At 69.0% G+C, this 16,669-nt stretch carries 16 protein-coding genes; 10 read left to right on the top strand and 6 right to left on the bottom strand.

Translation table 11 applies throughout. The features are described 5' to 3' along the window. Positions 1-51 precede the first annotated feature (51 nt). A complete protein-coding gene (locus tag HWX87_RS28210; protein ID WP_176050343.1) occupies positions 52-705 on the bottom strand; it encodes a hypothetical protein in 654 nt (217 codons plus the stop codon). A 547-nt stretch (positions 706-1,252) separates the two neighbouring features. Between HWX87_RS28210 and HWX87_RS28205 the strand changes: the two genes are divergently transcribed. From HWX87_RS28205 to HWX87_RS28185, 5 genes are all read left to right on the top strand, one after another. Next, the gene (locus HWX87_RS28205; protein ID WP_124453521.1) at positions 1,253-1,537 is read left to right on the top strand and encodes a phosphopantetheine-binding protein; all 285 of its coding nucleotides are present in this window, start codon (positions 1,253-1,255) and stop codon (positions 1,535-1,537) included. Between the two features lie 93 nt (positions 1,538-1,630). After that, positions 1,631-2,347 (top strand): 3-oxoacyl-ACP reductase FabG, encoded by a 717-nt coding sequence (fabG, locus tag HWX87_RS28200; protein WP_176050342.1) that lies wholly within the window; start codon positions 1,631-1,633, stop codon positions 2,345-2,347. An 86-nt stretch (positions 2,348-2,433) separates the two neighbouring features. Continuing rightward, complete coding sequence (locus HWX87_RS28195) at positions 2,434-3,636, top strand: endoribonuclease L-PSP (RefSeq protein ID WP_176050341.1); 1,203 nt, start codon at positions 2,434-2,436, stop codon at positions 3,634-3,636. Between the two features lie 131 nt (positions 3,637-3,767). Beyond that, a complete protein-coding gene (locus HWX87_RS28190; protein ID WP_176050340.1) occupies positions 3,768-4,550 on the top strand; it encodes a glycosyltransferase family 2 protein in 783 nt (260 codons plus the stop codon). A 202-nt stretch (positions 4,551-4,752) separates the two neighbouring features. After that, positions 4,753-5,514 carry a M48 family metalloprotease gene (locus tag HWX87_RS28185; RefSeq protein ID WP_176050339.1) on the top strand — a complete coding sequence of 254 codons (762 nt, stop codon included), beginning with the start codon at positions 4,753-4,755 and terminating at the stop codon, positions 5,512-5,514. A 115-nt stretch (positions 5,515-5,629) separates the two neighbouring features. On the opposite strand, the gene HWX87_RS28180 is transcribed toward HWX87_RS28185, so the two are convergent. The 4 genes from HWX87_RS28180 to HWX87_RS28165 are packed head-to-tail and all read right to left on the bottom strand — an operon-like array spanning position 5,630 to position 10,357. Further along, the gene (locus HWX87_RS28180; protein WP_176050338.1) at positions 5,630-7,342 is read right to left on the bottom strand and encodes a lactate permease LctP family transporter; all 1,713 of its coding nucleotides are present in this window, start codon (positions 7,340-7,342) and stop codon (positions 5,630-5,632) included. 50 nt (positions 7,343-7,392) lie between these two features. After that, on the bottom strand, positions 7,393-8,838 hold the full coding sequence (locus HWX87_RS28175) for a LutB/LldF family L-lactate oxidation iron-sulfur protein (RefSeq protein WP_176050337.1): 1,446 nt from the start codon (positions 8,836-8,838) through the stop codon (positions 7,393-7,395). Beyond that, positions 8,835-9,560, bottom strand: a complete 726-nt coding sequence (locus tag HWX87_RS28170; RefSeq protein WP_176050336.1) for a lactate utilization protein C — start codon at positions 9,558-9,560, stop codon at positions 8,835-8,837. Before HWX87_RS28170 ends, HWX87_RS28175 begins: the two co-directional genes overlap by 4 nt. Then, the gene (locus tag HWX87_RS28165) at positions 9,557-10,357 is read right to left on the bottom strand and encodes a (Fe-S)-binding protein (protein ID WP_176050335.1); all 801 of its coding nucleotides are present in this window, start codon (positions 10,355-10,357) and stop codon (positions 9,557-9,559) included. The genes HWX87_RS28170 and HWX87_RS28165 overlap by 4 nt, the downstream gene beginning before the upstream one ends. A 128-nt stretch (positions 10,358-10,485) precedes the next feature. Here HWX87_RS28165 and HWX87_RS28160 point away from each other — a divergent pair, with 128 nt between their 5' ends. The 5 genes from HWX87_RS28160 (at position 10,486) to HWX87_RS28140 (ending at position 15,807) form a co-directional block, all read left to right on the top strand. Continuing rightward, positions 10,486-11,202 carry a FadR/GntR family transcriptional regulator gene (locus HWX87_RS28160; protein WP_176050334.1) on the top strand — a complete coding sequence of 239 codons (717 nt, stop codon included), beginning with the start codon at positions 10,486-10,488 and terminating at the stop codon, positions 11,200-11,202. Between the two features lie 223 nt (positions 11,203-11,425). Continuing rightward, entirely contained in the window at positions 11,426-13,051 is a 1,626-nt protein-coding gene (locus tag HWX87_RS28155; protein WP_176050333.1) for a phospholipase D family protein, read from the top strand. A gap of 185 nt (positions 13,052-13,236) precedes the next feature. Next, positions 13,237-14,010, top strand: a complete 774-nt coding sequence (locus tag HWX87_RS28150) for a class II aldolase/adducin family protein (protein ID WP_176050332.1) — start codon at positions 13,237-13,239, stop codon at positions 14,008-14,010. Positions 14,011-14,320: 310 nt separating this feature from the next. Further along, positions 14,321-14,755: a CHRD domain-containing protein gene (locus tag HWX87_RS28145; RefSeq protein ID WP_176050331.1), complete on the top strand. Its 435-nt coding sequence runs from the start codon at positions 14,321-14,323 to the stop codon at positions 14,753-14,755. An 89-nt stretch (positions 14,756-14,844) separates the two neighbouring features. Beyond that, positions 14,845-15,807, top strand: a complete 963-nt coding sequence (locus HWX87_RS28140; protein WP_176050330.1) for an alpha/beta hydrolase — start codon at positions 14,845-14,847, stop codon at positions 15,805-15,807. On the opposite strand, the gene HWX87_RS28135 is transcribed toward HWX87_RS28140, so the two are convergent. Then, positions 15,777-16,619 carry an EcsC family protein gene (locus HWX87_RS28135; protein ID WP_175847507.1) on the bottom strand — a complete coding sequence of 281 codons (843 nt, stop codon included), beginning with the start codon at positions 16,617-16,619 and terminating at the stop codon, positions 15,777-15,779. The two genes, HWX87_RS28140 and HWX87_RS28135, sit on opposite strands and share 31 nt — an antisense overlap. Positions 16,620-16,669: the final 50 nt, after the last annotated feature.

Here is a 16,669-nt window from a genome sequence, read left to right as displayed (position 1 = left end):
GGGAGCGAAGGCCGGCGCGGCCGCATGCGCGGCGGCGCGCCGGTCATGAATTCATCGGGACGCCTGCGACGCGTGTGTCGTCGCGCGATAAGCGCGCACCGCGTCGACCATCCGCGGCCTCGGTTCGTGCGGCAGTGCGAACCGCCGGCACGCATGCTCGGCGGCGAACATCACGGCGACGAGCGGCAGCGACAGGTAGTTCGCGAACGTCGACCACGTGACGATCGGCGCGGTCGCGAACAGCAGCGTCGACACGGCGGCGGTCGCGACGAAGAACAGCGTCCACGCGAGCGTGATCTGCCGCGTATAACGTGCGACGGCCGGCGTGACCGCGCCGTGGATCATCGCAGCGAAGCGCGTGCACAGCGGCACCTGGCCGGCTGCGAGCGTGCGGCCGAACAGCAGCGCCATCGCGAGGTTGAAGCTCGCGTGTTCCAGATACAGGCCCCATTCGAAGTGCTGCGCGAGCGGCGCGCGCGCGGCCCACAGCGCGGCGGCGGCCACCAGCCACGCCGACGCGAGCCAGGCGCGCCGTGGCGAACGCAGCGCCGCGCCGAGCGCGAGCAGCAGCGGCGGCACGAGCGCCATCGCGAGGCCGAAACCGTGCGCGCCCGGCGTCGCGGTCGCGTAGTGCGCGCCCACCTGGTAGGCCGCCACGGCACCGGCCGCGGCGGCGCCGCGCAGGACGGACAGCAGCCTGCTCATCGTCCGCCTCCATGCGCGCGGCGCGGGCACCGGCCGGCGGCCGCGGCACGGCGGCGGACGGGCGGGCGAACCGGAACGGAGCGGAAGGTTGGACGCGGCATGACTGGAGACATCTAGCGGATCGTGGCCGGACGCGGTGGTCGGGCCGTCAAACATCATATGAATGGCGGCCGGGACGCGGGTCCGGGCCGGTGGTCGGGCACGCTCATTTTAGGGCCGCGGCACCGCGTGTTCGGAGCCGGTGCGACCGGGTTTTGTAACCGATTGTATGGGACTGGACGAACGGTTTCGCGGGGTCGGTCCATTTCCATCCAAAGCGGCTCAAGCGTCTCGTGCATTCGCGTGCCGAAACGGGCCGCGGCGCCGGCTCGCCAGTCTGTAACCATTCGCGGTATACGACCCGATACCCTTCGTCTAGAATCCGCGTAACTTTTACAAACAATCCCCAAATAACGCAGGCGGGGAAGCCGGCAGACGCCGGAGGGACGGAGATTTGCACGCGCCGGGCGTGCACGACAGTTGCCGTTTCCGGGCGCCTCCCGCTGCCATGGGCCGCCTGCCCGCACGCATGATGAACGCACTGGAACAAGAGCTCGCCACGCTGATCATCGGCGAACTGAATCTCGAAGATGTCCCGCTCGACACAGTGACGGCCGACACCCCGCTGTACGGCGAAGGTTTCGGGCTCGACTCCATCGACATCCTCGAAATCGCGCTGCTGATCTCGAAGAAATACGGCTTCGAGCTGCGCTCGGACAACCCGGACAACCAGAAGATCTTTGCGACGCTCGGCGCGCTGGCCGCGTACGTCGCCGCGCATCGCACGAAGTGACGGCAGCGCGCAATAAATGACGGCACACGGTGCGATCGGCGACGAATCGACGCCGCGTCGATCGAGGTGAAACGCGATGAACGGAGCAATTCGATGCGGGCACTCGTGACGGGCGGCAGCGGCGCACTCGGGCAGGCGATCTGTACGTCGCTCGCGCAGGCCGGCCATGAAGTGTGGGTGCACGCGAACCGCCATCTCGCGCAGGCGGAGGCGGTCGCGCAGCAGATCATCGCGGCCGGCGGCGCCGCGCATGCGATCGCGTTCGACGTGACCGACGCCGATGCGACGCTCGCCGCGCTGAAGCCGTTCATCGACGAGTCGCCGGTGCAGATCCTCGTCAACAACGCGGGCATTCACGACGACGCGCCGATGGCCGGCATGTCGCGCCGGCAGTGGCACAGCGTGATCGACGTGACGCTCAACGGCTTTTTCAACGTCACGCAGCCGCTGCTGTTGCCGATGATCCGCACGCGGCGCGGGCGGATCGTCAACATCGCGTCGGTGGCCGGCGTGACCGGCAACCGCGGGCAGGTCAATTACGCGGCCGCGAAGGCGGGGCTGATCGGCGCGACGAAGTCGCTGTCGCTGGAGCTCGCGTCGCGCGGCATCACCGTGAACGCGGTGGCGCCCGGCATCATCGAATCGCCGATGGCCGAACAGGCGTTCCCCGCCGAACGCATCAAGCAGCTCGTACCCGCGCAACGCGCGGGCCGGCCCGACGAAGTCGCGGCGATGGTCGCGTATCTCGTGTCCGACGCCGCGGCCTACGTGACGGGGCAGGTGCTGTCCGTCAACGGCGGGCTCGCGTGATGGCGCGCGCCGCGTCCGTCGAGTAACGCAACGCGGCGCAGGGCCGTGTTGCCGCGCGGCCTGCGCCGCATAGTGAGGAAATCGAAGTGTCCGTGCATTCTGTCGACGCCGAACGGCGCCCGTGTCCGCTGCCGTCCGCCACCGCGCCGTTCGCGCAGGGCGGCGACCGCGCACTGCGGCTCGTCCAGATGAGCCGTGCGCGGCTTGTCGCGTTGCTGGACGATGCACGCTTCGAGCACGTCCTGCCGGTCGCGTTGGGTGCGGTGTGCATCGGCGCGGCCGGCTCGCATGCCGATGCGGTGGAACGGCTGCTCGCCGATCGCGTGCCCGGCCTGCCGGTCGCACCGGTGCAGATGGCGCTGCTCGGCGCCGATGCCGCACCGGACGACGCCGTCTGCGAAATCTGGCAATGCGATGCGCGCGATGTGCGCAGCGAACGGCGCGGCGCGCTGCACTACCGCTACAGCGATACGGCCGGCCTCGTGTTCGGCAGCATCGTCGTGCACGAGACGCACGCCACGCACGACGGCGATACGCCGCTCGAGCGCACGACGTTCGACGCATACCGCATGCTGTTCGACCTGCTCGATACGCTCGACATGCCGCATCCGCTGCGTATCTGGAACACGGTGCCGGCGATCAATGCGGTGCAGTTCGGGATCGAGCGCTATCGTCAGTTCAATATCGGCCGTCAGCATGCGTTCGACGCGTGCCGTCGTGCGCTGACGGGCGGCGTGCCGGCCGCGTGCGCGCTCGGATCGGTCGTGCCGGTCGCGGGCGATGCGCCGCCGGCCGCGCCGCTCGCGATTCATTTCCTCGCGAGCCGCACGCCGGCCGATCCGGTCGAGAACCCGCGTCAGGTCAGCGCGTACCACTACCCGGCGCAGTACGGCCCGCGTGCGCCGACGTTCGCGCGCGCCGCCGCATGGGCCGATGACGACGCGGCGCCGGTGCTGTTCGTCTCGGGTACCGCGAGCATCGTCGGGCACCACACCGTGCATCACGGCGACGTCGTCGCGCAGACGCGCGAGACGGTCGCGAACCTCGCGGCCGTGCTCGAGCAGGCCGCGCGGCAGGGGCATGGCCCGTTCTCGCTCGCCGATTTGAGCTATCGCGTCTACGTGCGCGACGCCGGCGATGCCGCGGCGCTCGCCGCGATCGGGTGCGTGCTGCGCGATGCGGCCGGCCCTCACGTGCGGCCGCTGTTCGTCCACGCGGACGTGTGCCGCGACGACCTGCTGGTCGAGATCGAGGCCAGCGCCGGGCATGCAATGGAGTGGCTGTCATGAAGCGCGAGAACCTCACGATCCGGCAACCGGCGCACGACGTCGACGATGTCCTGGTCGACGAAGCCTGCCGCCGTTCGCCGGCAAGTCATAAACTTTTGTCAGGATCCCCGTCTTCGCAATCGGCTGTTTCCATGTCCAAGCTGCACGCCTCGTCTACCCATCTCGTGCTGATCCCGAGCTACAACCCGGGCGTCAAGGTCGATACGACCGTGCGCAATGCGCGCGCGCAGTGGAATCCGGTGTGGGTCGTCGTCGACGGCAGCACCGACGGCAGCGCCGAACGGCTGCAGGCGATGGCCGAACGCGATCCCGGCTTGCGCGTGATCGTGCTGCCGGAGAATCGCGGCAAGGGCGCCGCGGTGCTCGCGGGGCTCGATGCGGCGGCCGCGAGCGGCTTCACGCACGTGCTGACGATGGATTCCGACGGCCAGCATCCGGCCGACCTGATTCCCGCCTTCATGGCCGCCTCGCAGGCCGAGACCGACGCGATGGTGCTCGGTGTGCCGAAGTTCGACGCGAGCGCGCCGCAGTTGCGCGTGCAGGGCCGCCGGCTGTCGAACGCATGGGCCGACCTCGAGACGCTGTGGGCCGGCATCGGCGATTCGCTGTACGGGTTTCGCGTGTATCCGGTCGCGCCGCTCGCGGCGATCATGCGGCGCCAGCCGTGGATGCGCGGCTTCGACTTCGATCCCGAAGCGGCCGTGCGGCTGTGCTGGGCCGGCGTGCGCCCGATCCGCATCGACGCGCCGGTGCGCTATTTCGGCCGGCACGAGGGCGGCGTCTCGCACTTCCACTATGGCCGCGACAATGCGCTGCTCGCGTGGATGCACCTGCGCCTGTTCACCGGCTTCGCCGTGCGGTTGCCGATGCTGGTCGCGCGGCGGCTGACGCGACGCCGCGACCAGACCGCCTGAGCGGCGGCTCGCCCGTTTTCCCTCCCGATCGTCGCCCGGGTGCGATGATTCCCACGATTTTCGTCGCCAATCCGGTGATGAATCGCCGCTTCATTTCGATTCGTCGAGTAATGAACGTGTCATCTGATGTAAACATCTGGTAATTTTCTGCCGGATTATGCAAAATCGCCGCTCCCAAATACAACTATCGAGGGATTCCGGGATGCAACTCAAGAAAGCGGTGGCGGCGTGTGGCGTGGCGTTTCTGTTGAGCGCATGCGGCGGGGTGCAAGGCCTTGACGCGAACAGCCTGACGTCGGCGGGGACGAACCTGTACAAGGCGGCGACGCTGTCGGACAGCGACATCGCTGCACTGTCGAACGAATCGTGCAAGTCCAGCGACGCCGAGTCGAAGATCGCTCCGGCGAACAGCGCGTACGCGAAGCGCCTGACGAAGGTGATGAAGGGCTTCGGCGACATGACGCTGAACGGCCAGAAGATCAACTACAAGGTCTACATGACCAAGGACGTCAACGCGTGGGCGATGGGCAACGGCTGCGTGCGCGTGTACAGCGGCCTGATGGACATGATGAACGACGACGAGCTGCGCGGCGTGATCGGTCATGAAATGGGCCACGTTGCACTGGGTCACTCGAAGAAGGCGATGCAGACGGCGTACGCGGTGAGCGCGGCGCGCAGCGCGGCCGGCGCGGCATCGCCGGGCGTGGCGGCACTGTCGAGCTCGCAGCTCGGCGACATCACCGAGAAGTTCATCAACGCGCAGTTCTCGCAGACGCAGGAAAGCGCCGCGGACGATTACTCGTTCGACCTGATGAAGCAGAAGGGCATGAGCCAGAAGGGCCTCGTCACCGGCTTCCAGAAGCTCGCGCAGATGGACGGCGGCCAAAGCTCGATGATGAGCTCGCACCCGTCGTCGGCGAGCCGCGCGCAGCACATCCAGGACCGCATCGCGAAGGGCAGCTGATCGCGCCACGCGCATGACGAATCGCCGGCCCGCGCCGGCGATCGGAACGCGAAAAGAAAAACCCCACGCTCGTCCGGGCGTGGGGTTTGGTTTTTTGGGCACGGCTGCGCGCCGCTTAAGGCACCATGCCCGGCAGCACATACGCCTGCACGAGCGTGATCAGTCCGACGATCACCGCGAACAGCAGGCTGTGCCGCACCGTGAAGCGGAACAGCTCGGACTCCTTGCCGACGAGGCCCGTCGCCGCGCAGGCGACCGCGATCGACTGCGGCGAGATCATTTTCGCGGTCACGCCGCCCGTGGTGTTCGCGGCGACCGCGAGCGTCTCGGGCACGCCGAGCTGGTGGGCCGTGGCCTGCTGCAGCGAACAGAACAGCGCGTTCGACGACGTGTCCGAGCCCGTCAGGAACACGCCGAGCCAGCCGAGGAACGGCGAGAAGAACGGGAATGCGGCGCCCGTCGCGGCCAGCATCAGCGCAAGTGTCGACGACATCCCCGAGTAGTTCGCGACGAACGCGAACGCGAGCACGAGGCCGATCGACAGGATCGGGCGCGTCAACTCCTTCAGCGTCTCGCCGAACGTGACGAGCGCGTCGCGCGGCTTCATCCGCAACAGCGCCATCGAGATCAGCGCGGTCACGAGGATCGCGCTGCCGACCGCCGACACCAGATCGATCTTCAGCACCGCTTCGAGCGCCTTCGGCGTCGCGGCGATCGGCGCGGTCTTCACGACGAGCTGGTCGAGCCCGGCCACATGGAACTTCAGCACGGTCGACGCGAGTGCGCCATGGGCGGCGAACAGCGCCTTGAACGGCGCGATGCTCCAGACCGTGACGACAGCCGTCAGGATCAGGAACGGCGACCACGCGCGCACCGTCTGCGCGAGCGTGTACGGCGATGCCTGCCGGCTCGCGCCGGTGCCGAAGCCGTTGCGCGAGCCCGCGCCGCCGAAGCCCGCGAGCGCCGCGCCGCCGCCGGACGCGACGAGGCCGCCGGCCGGCTGTTTCGCGGTGCGCGGCTGCCACACCTTCAGGAACGCCGCGAGCGCGACGAGGCTGACGAGCGACGACGTGATGTCCGGCAGCTCGGGCCCGATGTGGTTCGACGTGAAGTACTGCGTGAGCGCGAAGCTGCCGCCCGCGACGAGCGCGGCCGGCCAGGTCTGCCGCACGCCGCGCAGCCCGTCCATCATGAACACGAGCCAGAACGGCACCGCGAGCGACAGCAGCGGCAACTGGCGGCCGGCCATCGCGCCGATGTGGAACGGATCGATGCCCGTCACCTGACCGGCGACGATGATCGGAATGCCCATCGCGCCGAACGCGACCGGCGCGGTGTTTGCAATCAGGCACAGTCCTGCCGCATGCAGCGGCTTGAAGCCGAGGCCGACGAGCAGCGCGGCCGTGATCGCGACGGGCGCGCCGAAGCCGGCCGCGCCTTCGAGGAATGCGCCGAACGAGAAGCCGATCAGCAGCATCTGCAGGCGCTGGTCGTCGGTGATCGACAGGACGGACGCACGGATCACGTCGAACTGGCCGGTCTTCACGACGATCTTGTACAGGAACACGGCCGCGACGATGATCCACGCGATCGGCCACAGGCCGTAGGCGAAGCCGAAGCCGGCCGCGGCAAGCGCCTGCGGCACGGGCATCCCGTACGCGAGGATCGCGACGCCGAGCGACAGCAGCAGCGTGATCGCGGCGGCGACATGGCCCTTCATCCGCAGCGCGGCGAGCGCGATGAAAAAGAAGATGATCGGAATCGCGGCGACGAATGCCGACAGCCCGAGGCTGCCGAGCGGCGTGTAGATCTGATGCCAAACCTGCATGGGTGTCTCCTCCATGGATTTATAGGGGTACGGGTTTGAAAGCGGGTGCGCTATTCGGGCTGGCCGCGCGCGCGCAGCAGGTCGGACAGGCTGCGCGGCGCCGGTTCGAGCGGCGTGCGGTGCTGCGTCCAGCCCATCTGTTTCGCCGGCGTCAGCGCATGCAGGCGCGTCGCGGTCCAGCGGAATGCGCGGTACGCGCGCGGATGCGCGAACGCGCCCGACCAGAAGCGCCACACGAGGTCTTCCGCGCGGTTGTAGTTCGCGCCCTGGCCGCGCAGCGGATGCGCGACGGGTTCGTCGGGCTTGCGGTTCGCCTCGGTGCGCAGCCGCACGAGCAGTTGCGGGATCGGGATCCGCACCGGGCAGACCTCGCCGCATGCGCCGCACAGCGTCGACGCGGTCGGCAGGTCGGCCGTTGCGTCGAGGCCGAGCAGGTGCGGCGAGATGATCTTGCCGATCGGGCCCGGGTAGGTGGTGCCGTACGCGTGGCCGCCGATGCGCGTGTAGACGGGGCAGTGGTTCATGCACGCGCCGCAGCGGATGCATTGCAGCGTCGCGCGCAGCTGTTCGTCCGCGTAGGCCTGCGTGCGGCCGTTGTCGAGCAGCACGAGATGCAGCTCGCGCGGGCCGTCGCGTTCACCGTCGCGGCGCGGGCCCGAGATCAGGTTGAAGTAGGTCGTGATCGCCTGGCCGGTGGCCGAGCGCGTGAGCAGGCTCGACAGCGGCACGATGTGCTCGAGTTTCTCGACGACCTTTTCGATCCCCATGAGCGCGATGTGCGTGTCGGGCACCGTCGTCGACAGGCGGCCGTTGCCTTCGTTCTCGACGAGCCACAGCGTGCCCGTGTCGGCCGCCGCGAAGTTCACGCCCGAGAGACCGATGTCCGCTTCGGCGAACGCGCGGCGCAGTGCGCGCCGGCCGGTCTGGATCAGTTCGTCGACGTCTTCCGTGTAGCGCGTGCCGGGGATGTGTGCCTCGAACAGCTCGGCGATATCGCCGCGCGTCTTGTGGATCGCCGGCATCACGATATGCGACGGCTTCTCGCCCGCGAGCTGCACGATGAACTCGCCCATGTCGGATTCGATGCAGTCGACGCCGTGCTCCGCGAGGTAATGGTTCAGCTCGATTTCCTCGCTCGCCATCGACTTGCCCTTGATCACGCGGCGCGCCTTCTTCGCCTGCGCGATGCCGAGCACGATCGCGTTCGCATCGGCGGCCGTCTCGGCCCAGTGCACGTGCACGCCGGCTTCGGTGAGCTTCGTCTCCAGCCGCTCGAGCAGCGCGGGCAGTTGCGCGAGCGCGTGCCGGCGTACGGCTTCGCCGAGATCGCGCAGTCGCTGCAGTTCGGCGTCGTCGGGGAATTGCGTCGCACGCTTGCCTTGCAGGAAGTCCATCGCGCCGCGAAAGCTCCGGCGCAATGCGGGATCGTCGAGCGCGGCGCGCGCGCGGGCCTTGAAGTCGCCGGGGGCGACGAATTGCAGCGTGTGGTCGCTCATCGCGGCTGGTCCTCGCTGGCGTGTGCGGTTGACCGGACCGCAGAATCGGTGACGATCACGACCCACAGCCGGCGGGGACCGTGTGCGCCGTAGGCGAGCGTCTGCTGGATGTCGGAAGTTTTCGACGGGCCCGACACCAGCACGAGGTTGGTCGGCATGCCGGCGTGCCAGCGCTCCGCATGCACGGCTGCGTGCAGGTCGGCATGCAGCGTGTTCGCGTGAACGAGCGCGACATGCAGCGGCGGTACCAGCGACACCGTGCGCGGCGTGCCGGCATCGGGTGCGAGGACGACGGTGCCGGTGGCCGCGATGCCTGAGCGCGCGACGGTGAAGCCCGCGTCGATCGTGTCGAACAGTTCGGCTTTCCATGCGTCGATCGGCCGGTCGAACGGCACCGGTGCGACTGTGTCGGGCAGTGTGCGGGCGAGCGCGGCGGATTCGGCGCGGGCCGGGTCGAGCAGCAGGCGGCGCACGCCGGCATCGGCGAGGCGCGCGGCAAGCTGCGCGGGCCATGTGTCGGCGGTTGCGCACCAGACGTCCGCGTGCGACGCGGCAAGTGCGGCCTGCATTGCCTGCGCGAGCGCGTGCGGATCGCGTTCGGTGGACGCGCGGCGCGTGTCGTAATGCGTGTCGATGCGTGCGTCGAGCGCGGGGGCGGCTGTCGCGACGACGCCCGGCGCGGCGGCGCGCAGCCTCGCGAGAATGGCGGCGCGCGCGCTCATGGCTTGTCTCCGCGCAACGATGCGGCGCCGGCCGTGCGCCGCCACAGGAAGCTCGCGAGATGCTCGACCGGCAGCGGCGCACCGGCCTTGGCCGCGGCGTGGCCGATGTTCAGCAGGCAGCCGCAGTCCGCGGACACGAGCCGGTCGCAGCCGGTCGCGCAGGCCGACGCGACCTTGTCGTGCACCATCGCGCCGGAGATGTCCGGATGTTTCAGCGAGAACGTGCCGCCGAAGCCGCAGCACTCGGATTCGCGTTCGTGTTCGATCCGCGTGACGCCCGGCAGCGCGTCGACGAGCGCGACACCATGCACGCGCGTGCCCATCTCGCGGCGTGCCGCGCACGACGTGTGCAGCACGACGCGCTCGTCGGGCCCGGCGCCGGCCGTGGCCGCGTCGAGCCGCACGTCGAGCACGTGGACGAGGAATTCAGCGAGTTCGTAGGTCCGGTCGGCGATCGCGCGGGCCTTCGGGCCGTTGACGGGATCGTCGGCAAACAGCGCCGGCCAATGGTGCCGGATCATGCCCGCACACGAGCCGGACGGCACGATCACGGGCCACGCTTCGGCGAACAGGTCGAGCTGCGCGGCCGCGACGCGGCGCGCTTCGTCGGGATTGCCGCTGCTGTAGGCCGGCTGCCCGCAGCAGCTCTGGCCGCGCGGATAGTGGACGGTCAGCCCTTCGCGCTCCAGCAGGCGGACCGCGTCGAGCCCCGCTTCGGGGACGAACAGGTCGACCAGGCAGGTCGCGAACAGATAGACGTGCGCGGGGACGGCGGCGGGGTACTGCCTTTCGTTCATGTCTCGCTCCAGAGGCGACGGCCCGGCATGCGGGTCGACGATTTCGCTGCATAATTCCCGCGACGGCGCCGCAGCTCAAATTGGTTGGGCCAATCGGCGCGACAGGCATTCCGCGGGGAGACGCGACGATGGCAGCGATGACGGCACGAGGCCGGACCGAAGTGGTGATGCGCAAGATCGAGACGGCGCTGCTCGACGGCACCTGGCCGGCCGGCGCGCGGCTGCCGGCCGAGCGCGTGCTCGCGCAGCAGTACGGCGTCGCCCGCAATACGGTGCGCGAGGCGACGCAGCGGCTCGTCGCGCGCGGGCTGCTGCAGAGCCGGCGCGGCGCGGGCGTCTACGTGACGGACCAGCTGCGCGCGGGCATTGCGTCGCCGTGGGGCCAGCTGGTCGCCGATCATCCGGCGCTGCGCGATGACATCCTCGAATTCCGCCGCGTGCTCGAAGGCGCGACTGCGTATTTCGCCGCGCTGCGTGCGGATGCGAACGACCGGCGCCGGATCCGCACGCTGCTGCGCGAGCTCGAAACCGCGCACGCGAACGGCGCGGCGGCCGTTGAAGCCGCGACCGACGCGAAGCTGCACGAGGCGATCGCGCTCGCGTCGCACAACACGATGTTCCTGCACCTGCATACGAGCGTGATCGGGATGCTGCGCGAGCACATCTCGATCAACGTGGCGGGCATGACGACGCACGACGAGCAGGCGTCCGAACTGCTGTTGCTGCAGCATCGTGTCGTGTGCGACGCGATCTGCGCGCAGCGGCCCGAAGAGGCGCGCACCGCGATGCAGACGCATATCGATTACGTGCGCAGCCATTTCGAGCGCAGCGGCGATGCGCAGTGAGATTGGTTGGACCGCTTCGCGTCACGGCCCGTCCAGCGGGCGAACCAGGCGTGCCCGGGCATCGCCCCCGGCAAGCCGCCGCGCGCGAGCTGCCGGGGGCCGCCGGGTGCCGCCCGCGCGATTGACCGGTTCATCGGCCGCCCACTAGAATCGGCCGGAACCGCGCGCCAGCCGCGCGCCGCGGCGAATGCGGACCGTCGTTCCGCCTGTCGAGGAAGCTCCCGTGCTCACGTCTTTCATCCGGCGCGCGCCGGCCGCGCCGTCATGGCGTGCCGCATGCCGCCCGGCCCGTGCGCTGGCCGTTTGCGTACTGCTGTCGCTCGTCGCCGCGTGCGCGACGCATCCGCCCGCCACCACGCTCGATCGCCCGGTTTCCCACGCGCTGCCGCCCGATACCGCGACGCCGCTGCGCGACGCGCTGGCCGCGCCCGAGGCCGCGCATCCGGGCCAGTCGGGCTTCCGGCTGCTCGCCGACGGCGCGCAGGCGCTGCAGATGCGCATCGCGCTCGCCCGCGCCGCGACGAAGACGCTCGACATGCAGTACTACATCGCGACCGAGGACACGACGGGCAAGCTGCTGCTCGCCGCGGCGCTGTACGCGGCCGATCGCGGCGTGCGCGTGCGGATGCTGGTCGACGACCTGAACTTCCGCGACATCGACCGCGTGATGGCCGCGCTGAACACGCACCCGAACATCGAGATTCGCGTGTTCAACCCGTTCGGTGCGTCGCGGCAGGGGATGGTCGAGCGCACGACCAACTTCTTCACGCGGATCGACAGCTTCACGCGCCGGATGCACAACAAGGCGATGATCGCGGACAACCAGATCGCGATCGTCGGCGGCCGCAATCTCGGCGACGAATACTTCAGCGCGAGCCCGACGCTGCAGTTTCGCGACCTCGACGTGCTCGCCGCCGGCCCCGTGACGAACGACGTCTCGGCGAGCTTCGACACGTATTGGTCGAGCGCGAGCAGCTATCCGTTGCGCGTGCTGAATCATCAGGCTTTCGATCCGAAGGAGCTCGACGCGATGCGCGACGAGCTGCGCAACCATTGGCGCCAGAACGCCGAACCGTACAACGCGAAGCCGCTGAATGCGACGCCGCTCGCGCAGCAGATTGCGCGCGACGAACTCGAGCTCGTGTGGGCGCCGGCCGAGTTCAAGGTCGACGCGCCCGACAAGGTCGCGCAGCCGACCGACGCGTACGTGAGCCCGCCGATGCAGCGGCTCGTCGAGCTGACGCGCGGCGCGCAGCAGGAATTCCTCGCGTTCTCGCCGTACTTCGTGCCGCACGATGCGGGCGTGAAGATCCTCGGCGACACGACCGCGCGCGGCGTGCGCGTCGCGATCCTGACGAATTCGCTCGCCGCGACCGACGCGGTCGCCGTGCAGGCCGGCTACGGGCCCTACCGCGTGCCGCTGCTGCAGCGCGGCGTCGAGCTGTATGAGTTCAAGGCGCAGCCGGGTCGCCAGCGTCCGCGCCTGTTCGGATCGCGTTCGCGCGCGAGCCTGCACGCGAAGGCGTACGTGATCGACCGGAAGATCCTCGTGATCGGCTCGATGAACCTCGATCCGCGTTCCGCGCACCTGAATACCGAACTGGCGCTGGTGATTCATAGCCCGACGCTCGCCGAGCAGGTCGCGAAGATCTTCGCGCGCGCGACGCAGCCGGACGAAAGCTATCGCGTGAGCCTCGTCGCGCCGGCCGGCGGCGGGTCGCCCGAACTCGAGTGGACGGGCACCGACGACGGCAAGCCGGCGACCTATCACGTCGATCCGCACGCAGGGCTGATGCGCAACCTGATGACGGGCATCTTCATGCTGCTGCCGGTCGACGACCAGCTTTAAGGGGACGGAAGCGCTCCGGCTAAACCCGCGTTAACGCGGTGCGGGGAAGGTGATATGGTTGTGCGCGCAACTATAGTGGCTGCATGGCAGTCTGACGACACGGCCCGACGGCCCGACGGCCCGACGGCCCGACGGCCCGACGGCCCGACGGCCCGCGCCACGCACACCCGCAACCGGAGTTCCCCATGCAACGTGTACCGAACCAGCCGTTCACGCGTCCGGCCCGCTTCTCCGAAGCCGAATGGCAGGCGCGCGTGCAGCTCGCGGCCGCCTACCGGATCTTCGATTACCTCGGCTGGACCGAGCTGATCTACAACCACATTTCGCTGCGCGTACCGGACGAGGACGGGCATTTCCTGATCAACCCGTTCGGACTCCATTACCGCGAGGTATGTGCGTCGAACCTCGTGAAGATCGACATCGACGGCAACCTGATCGGGCATTCCGACTGGCCGATCAATCCGGCCGGCTTCACGTTCCACAGCGCGATCCATGCGGCGCTGCCCGACGCGCACTGCGTGATGCACGTCCATACGACGCCCACGATGGCCGTGTGCTGTTCGCGTGACGGGCTGTCGTTTTCCAACTTCTATTCGGCGCAGCTGTACGGGAAGATCGCGTATCACGACTTCGAGGGCATCACCGTGCATCTGGAGGAGGGGCGGCGCATCGTCGAGAGCGCGGGCGGGCGGCCCGTGCTGCTGCTGCGCAACCACGGGCCGGTGACGATCGGCGCGACGCTCGCGCAGACGTTCTCGCTGATGTGGCTGCTCAACCGCGCGTGCGAGGTGCAGGTCGCGACGCATGCGATCGGCGATGCGCTGCCGATCGCGCCGCCGGTGCTCGAAGGATGCGTGCGCGATTCGCTGAATTTCGATCCGAAGCATGGCGCGGGGCAGGACGCGTTCGACGCGCTGCAGCGTATCGTCGACCGCATCGATCCCGGCTATCGCGCGTGACATGCCGCGTGTGCCGGCGGCGCACGCAAAAAAAAACGCGGCCGGGTGGCCGCGTGAATACTCGCAGACTCCTTCGGACGAAGGAAACAAGCAACTGTGAAACGAAGTGTAGCGAAAGGCCGCGCGCGGATTCAGCCGTCGGGTTGCAAAGGTCCGTTCCAGGTTGACGCAGACTGACGCGACGCTGCGCGCCGCGCTGCGACGATTCGCAGCATGGCCGTTCGGTGGGCTGCCGCAACCGCGGCGATCGACTACCATCCTATCTGGCGCCCCCGTTCGGGCGGCGTACAACGTCGTACGAGGAGAGTCCATGCTCAAGCTGCGTTTGCTCCAGGTTGCGTTACTCGCGGGCGTGCTGGCCGCCGGCAGCGCCGCCGCCGAAACGGTGCGCCTGTCTGCCAGTCTCCAGCCGTCGAGCGAAGTGCCGCCGACGGCGACCAAGGGTTCGGGTAGCGTCGACGCCACGTACGACACGGCCACCCATACGCTGCAGTGGATCGCAACTTACGAACACCTCACGGGGCCGGCCACTGCCGCGCATTTCCACGGGCCCGCGCCGGTCGGCCAGAACGCCGGCGTGCAGGTGCCGATTCCGAAGGACGAGCTGGCGAGCCCGATCAAGGGTTCGAAGGAACTCACCGACGCGCAGGTCACCGACCTGATGGGCGGCAAGTGGTACTTCAACGTCCATACGAAGGAGCACCCGGCCGGCGAGATCCGCGGCCAGGTGATGCCGGCGAACTGAGCGCCGGCGTTTGATGTAGAGGCACCTGTCGAGCGGTGCGGGAACGTTCGCACGTACCATCGTCACACTGCGATTACGGAGTGCGTCCGATGAGTTGGCAAAGCAAGTTCGCCTGCTGGCTGCTGCGCTGGCAGTTTCGTCCCGAGACCACGCGCGAGGTGCTCGATCCCGCGCGTGCGCGGCGCTTTACCGACTTGCGGATGGTCGTGCCGCGCCGCGCGCCGTCGGGCTACCGGCTGCGCCAGTGCTACGGCGCGGGCGACGCGCCGCTGCGCGGCGAATGGCTCGAGCGTACCGACGCAAGCGCGGGTCGCGGGCCCGGCCGCACGCTGCTGTACTTCCACGGCGGCGGTTACTACTTCTGTTCGACGCGGACCCACCGGCCGCTCGTGTTCGGCCTGACGAAGCGCGCGGGCGTGCGCTCGTTCTCGCTCGACTACCGGCTCGCGCCCGAAAACCGCTTTCCCGCCGCGCTTGACGACGCGCTCGCCGCCTATCGGCAGCTGCTGGCGCTCGGCACGCCGCCCGAGTCGATCGTGCTCGGCGGCGATTCGGCGGGCGGCGGCCTCGCGCTCGCGACGCTCGTCGCACTGCGCGACCGTGGCGAGCCGTTGCCGGCCGGCGCGATCCTGTTCTCGCCGTGGACCGATCTTGCGGCCACCGGCGCGACGTTGCGCACGAACGACGGCGCCGATCCGATGTTTGCCGGCGCGGCGCTGCCGAAGGCCGCGAAGCTGTACCTCGGCGACGCGCCCGCGACGCATCCGTACGCATCGCCGCTCTATGCGGACTTCACGGGCCTGCCGCCGCTGTATATCCAGGTCGGCAGCACCGAAGTGCTGCTCGACGATTCGCGCCGCGTCGCCGAGAAGGCGAAGGCGGCCGGCGTGGCGGTGGAGATCGAGGTGTGGCCGGACATGCCGCACGTATGGCAGCTGTACACGCCGATGGTGCCGGAGGCGCGCGACGCGCTCGACCGCGCGGCCGCGTTCCTGCGCCGCGTCGCGGTCGAGCGTGCGGTTCAGCGCGTCGGCGAGGCGTCGATCGCCTGATAGGCGGCCTTGACGGCCACCGAGCCGTACTTGCGCTCGAGCCGGCGCACCGTGAAGTGGCCGTGTGCCATCTGCTGGAAGTGGTCGATGAACAGCGTGTTGACGGTCGCGCCGAGCACGGCGCCGATCGCCGGGATCGACTTCGCGGCCATCTGCTCGGTCACCTGCACCGAGAAGCGCGACGCCACCGTCTGCACGAGCTTGAACACGGCCGCCGAGCTGTGCGCGGCGATCCCTTTCGTCGTGATGTCCGACGACGCCTTCGAAATCGCCTGGGCAAGCGCGCCGCGCAGTACGAAATAGCCGAGATCGGCGTCCTCTTCCTGCTTGTCCGGGTTGCCGCCCATGCCGAGCACGGCCAGGCATTGCAACTGCGTATCGACCGACGTCAGGTCTTCGCCCTCGCTGCGCGCGATGTCGCACACCGAGCGAAAGATCAGCGTGGTCGTCACCGGCAGTTCGACCGGCAACGCGAGAAAACCGAACGCGCCGCCCGCCGCGCCGGTCGTCGCGACCGCGAGCTTGTGCAGCAGGTTGCTCGGCTTGTCGGGCTCGGCGTCCGGCGCCGGCGGCTTGCCGAGCGTGCGCAGCGCGATGTTCAGGCACTTGCGCAGCGCAAGCTGTGTCGCATCGTTGATCTTGCCGGTCGCGAAATCGGGCAACCGCGCGATCATTTTCTCGACCGGCGCGCCGAGCATGCCGGTCAGCTTCATCGTCAGCGACGGGCTTTCCAGCACCTGCTTCGCGCGCCACAGCGCGTCCCGATCCTCCTGCGAAAGCGTCGTCGCGGGGGTGATTGAAATCGGTTCCATCTTTCTCCTTGGCGGCCGGGGGCGGTTTGACCGTCGCCAGCCTAGATTAC

This window comes from Burkholderia sp. BCC1644 (assembly GCF_902833225.1).
GTDB lineage: Bacteria > Pseudomonadota > Gammaproteobacteria > Burkholderiales > Burkholderiaceae > Burkholderia.
This window is presented reverse-complemented; position numbering and strand designations above follow the sequence as displayed.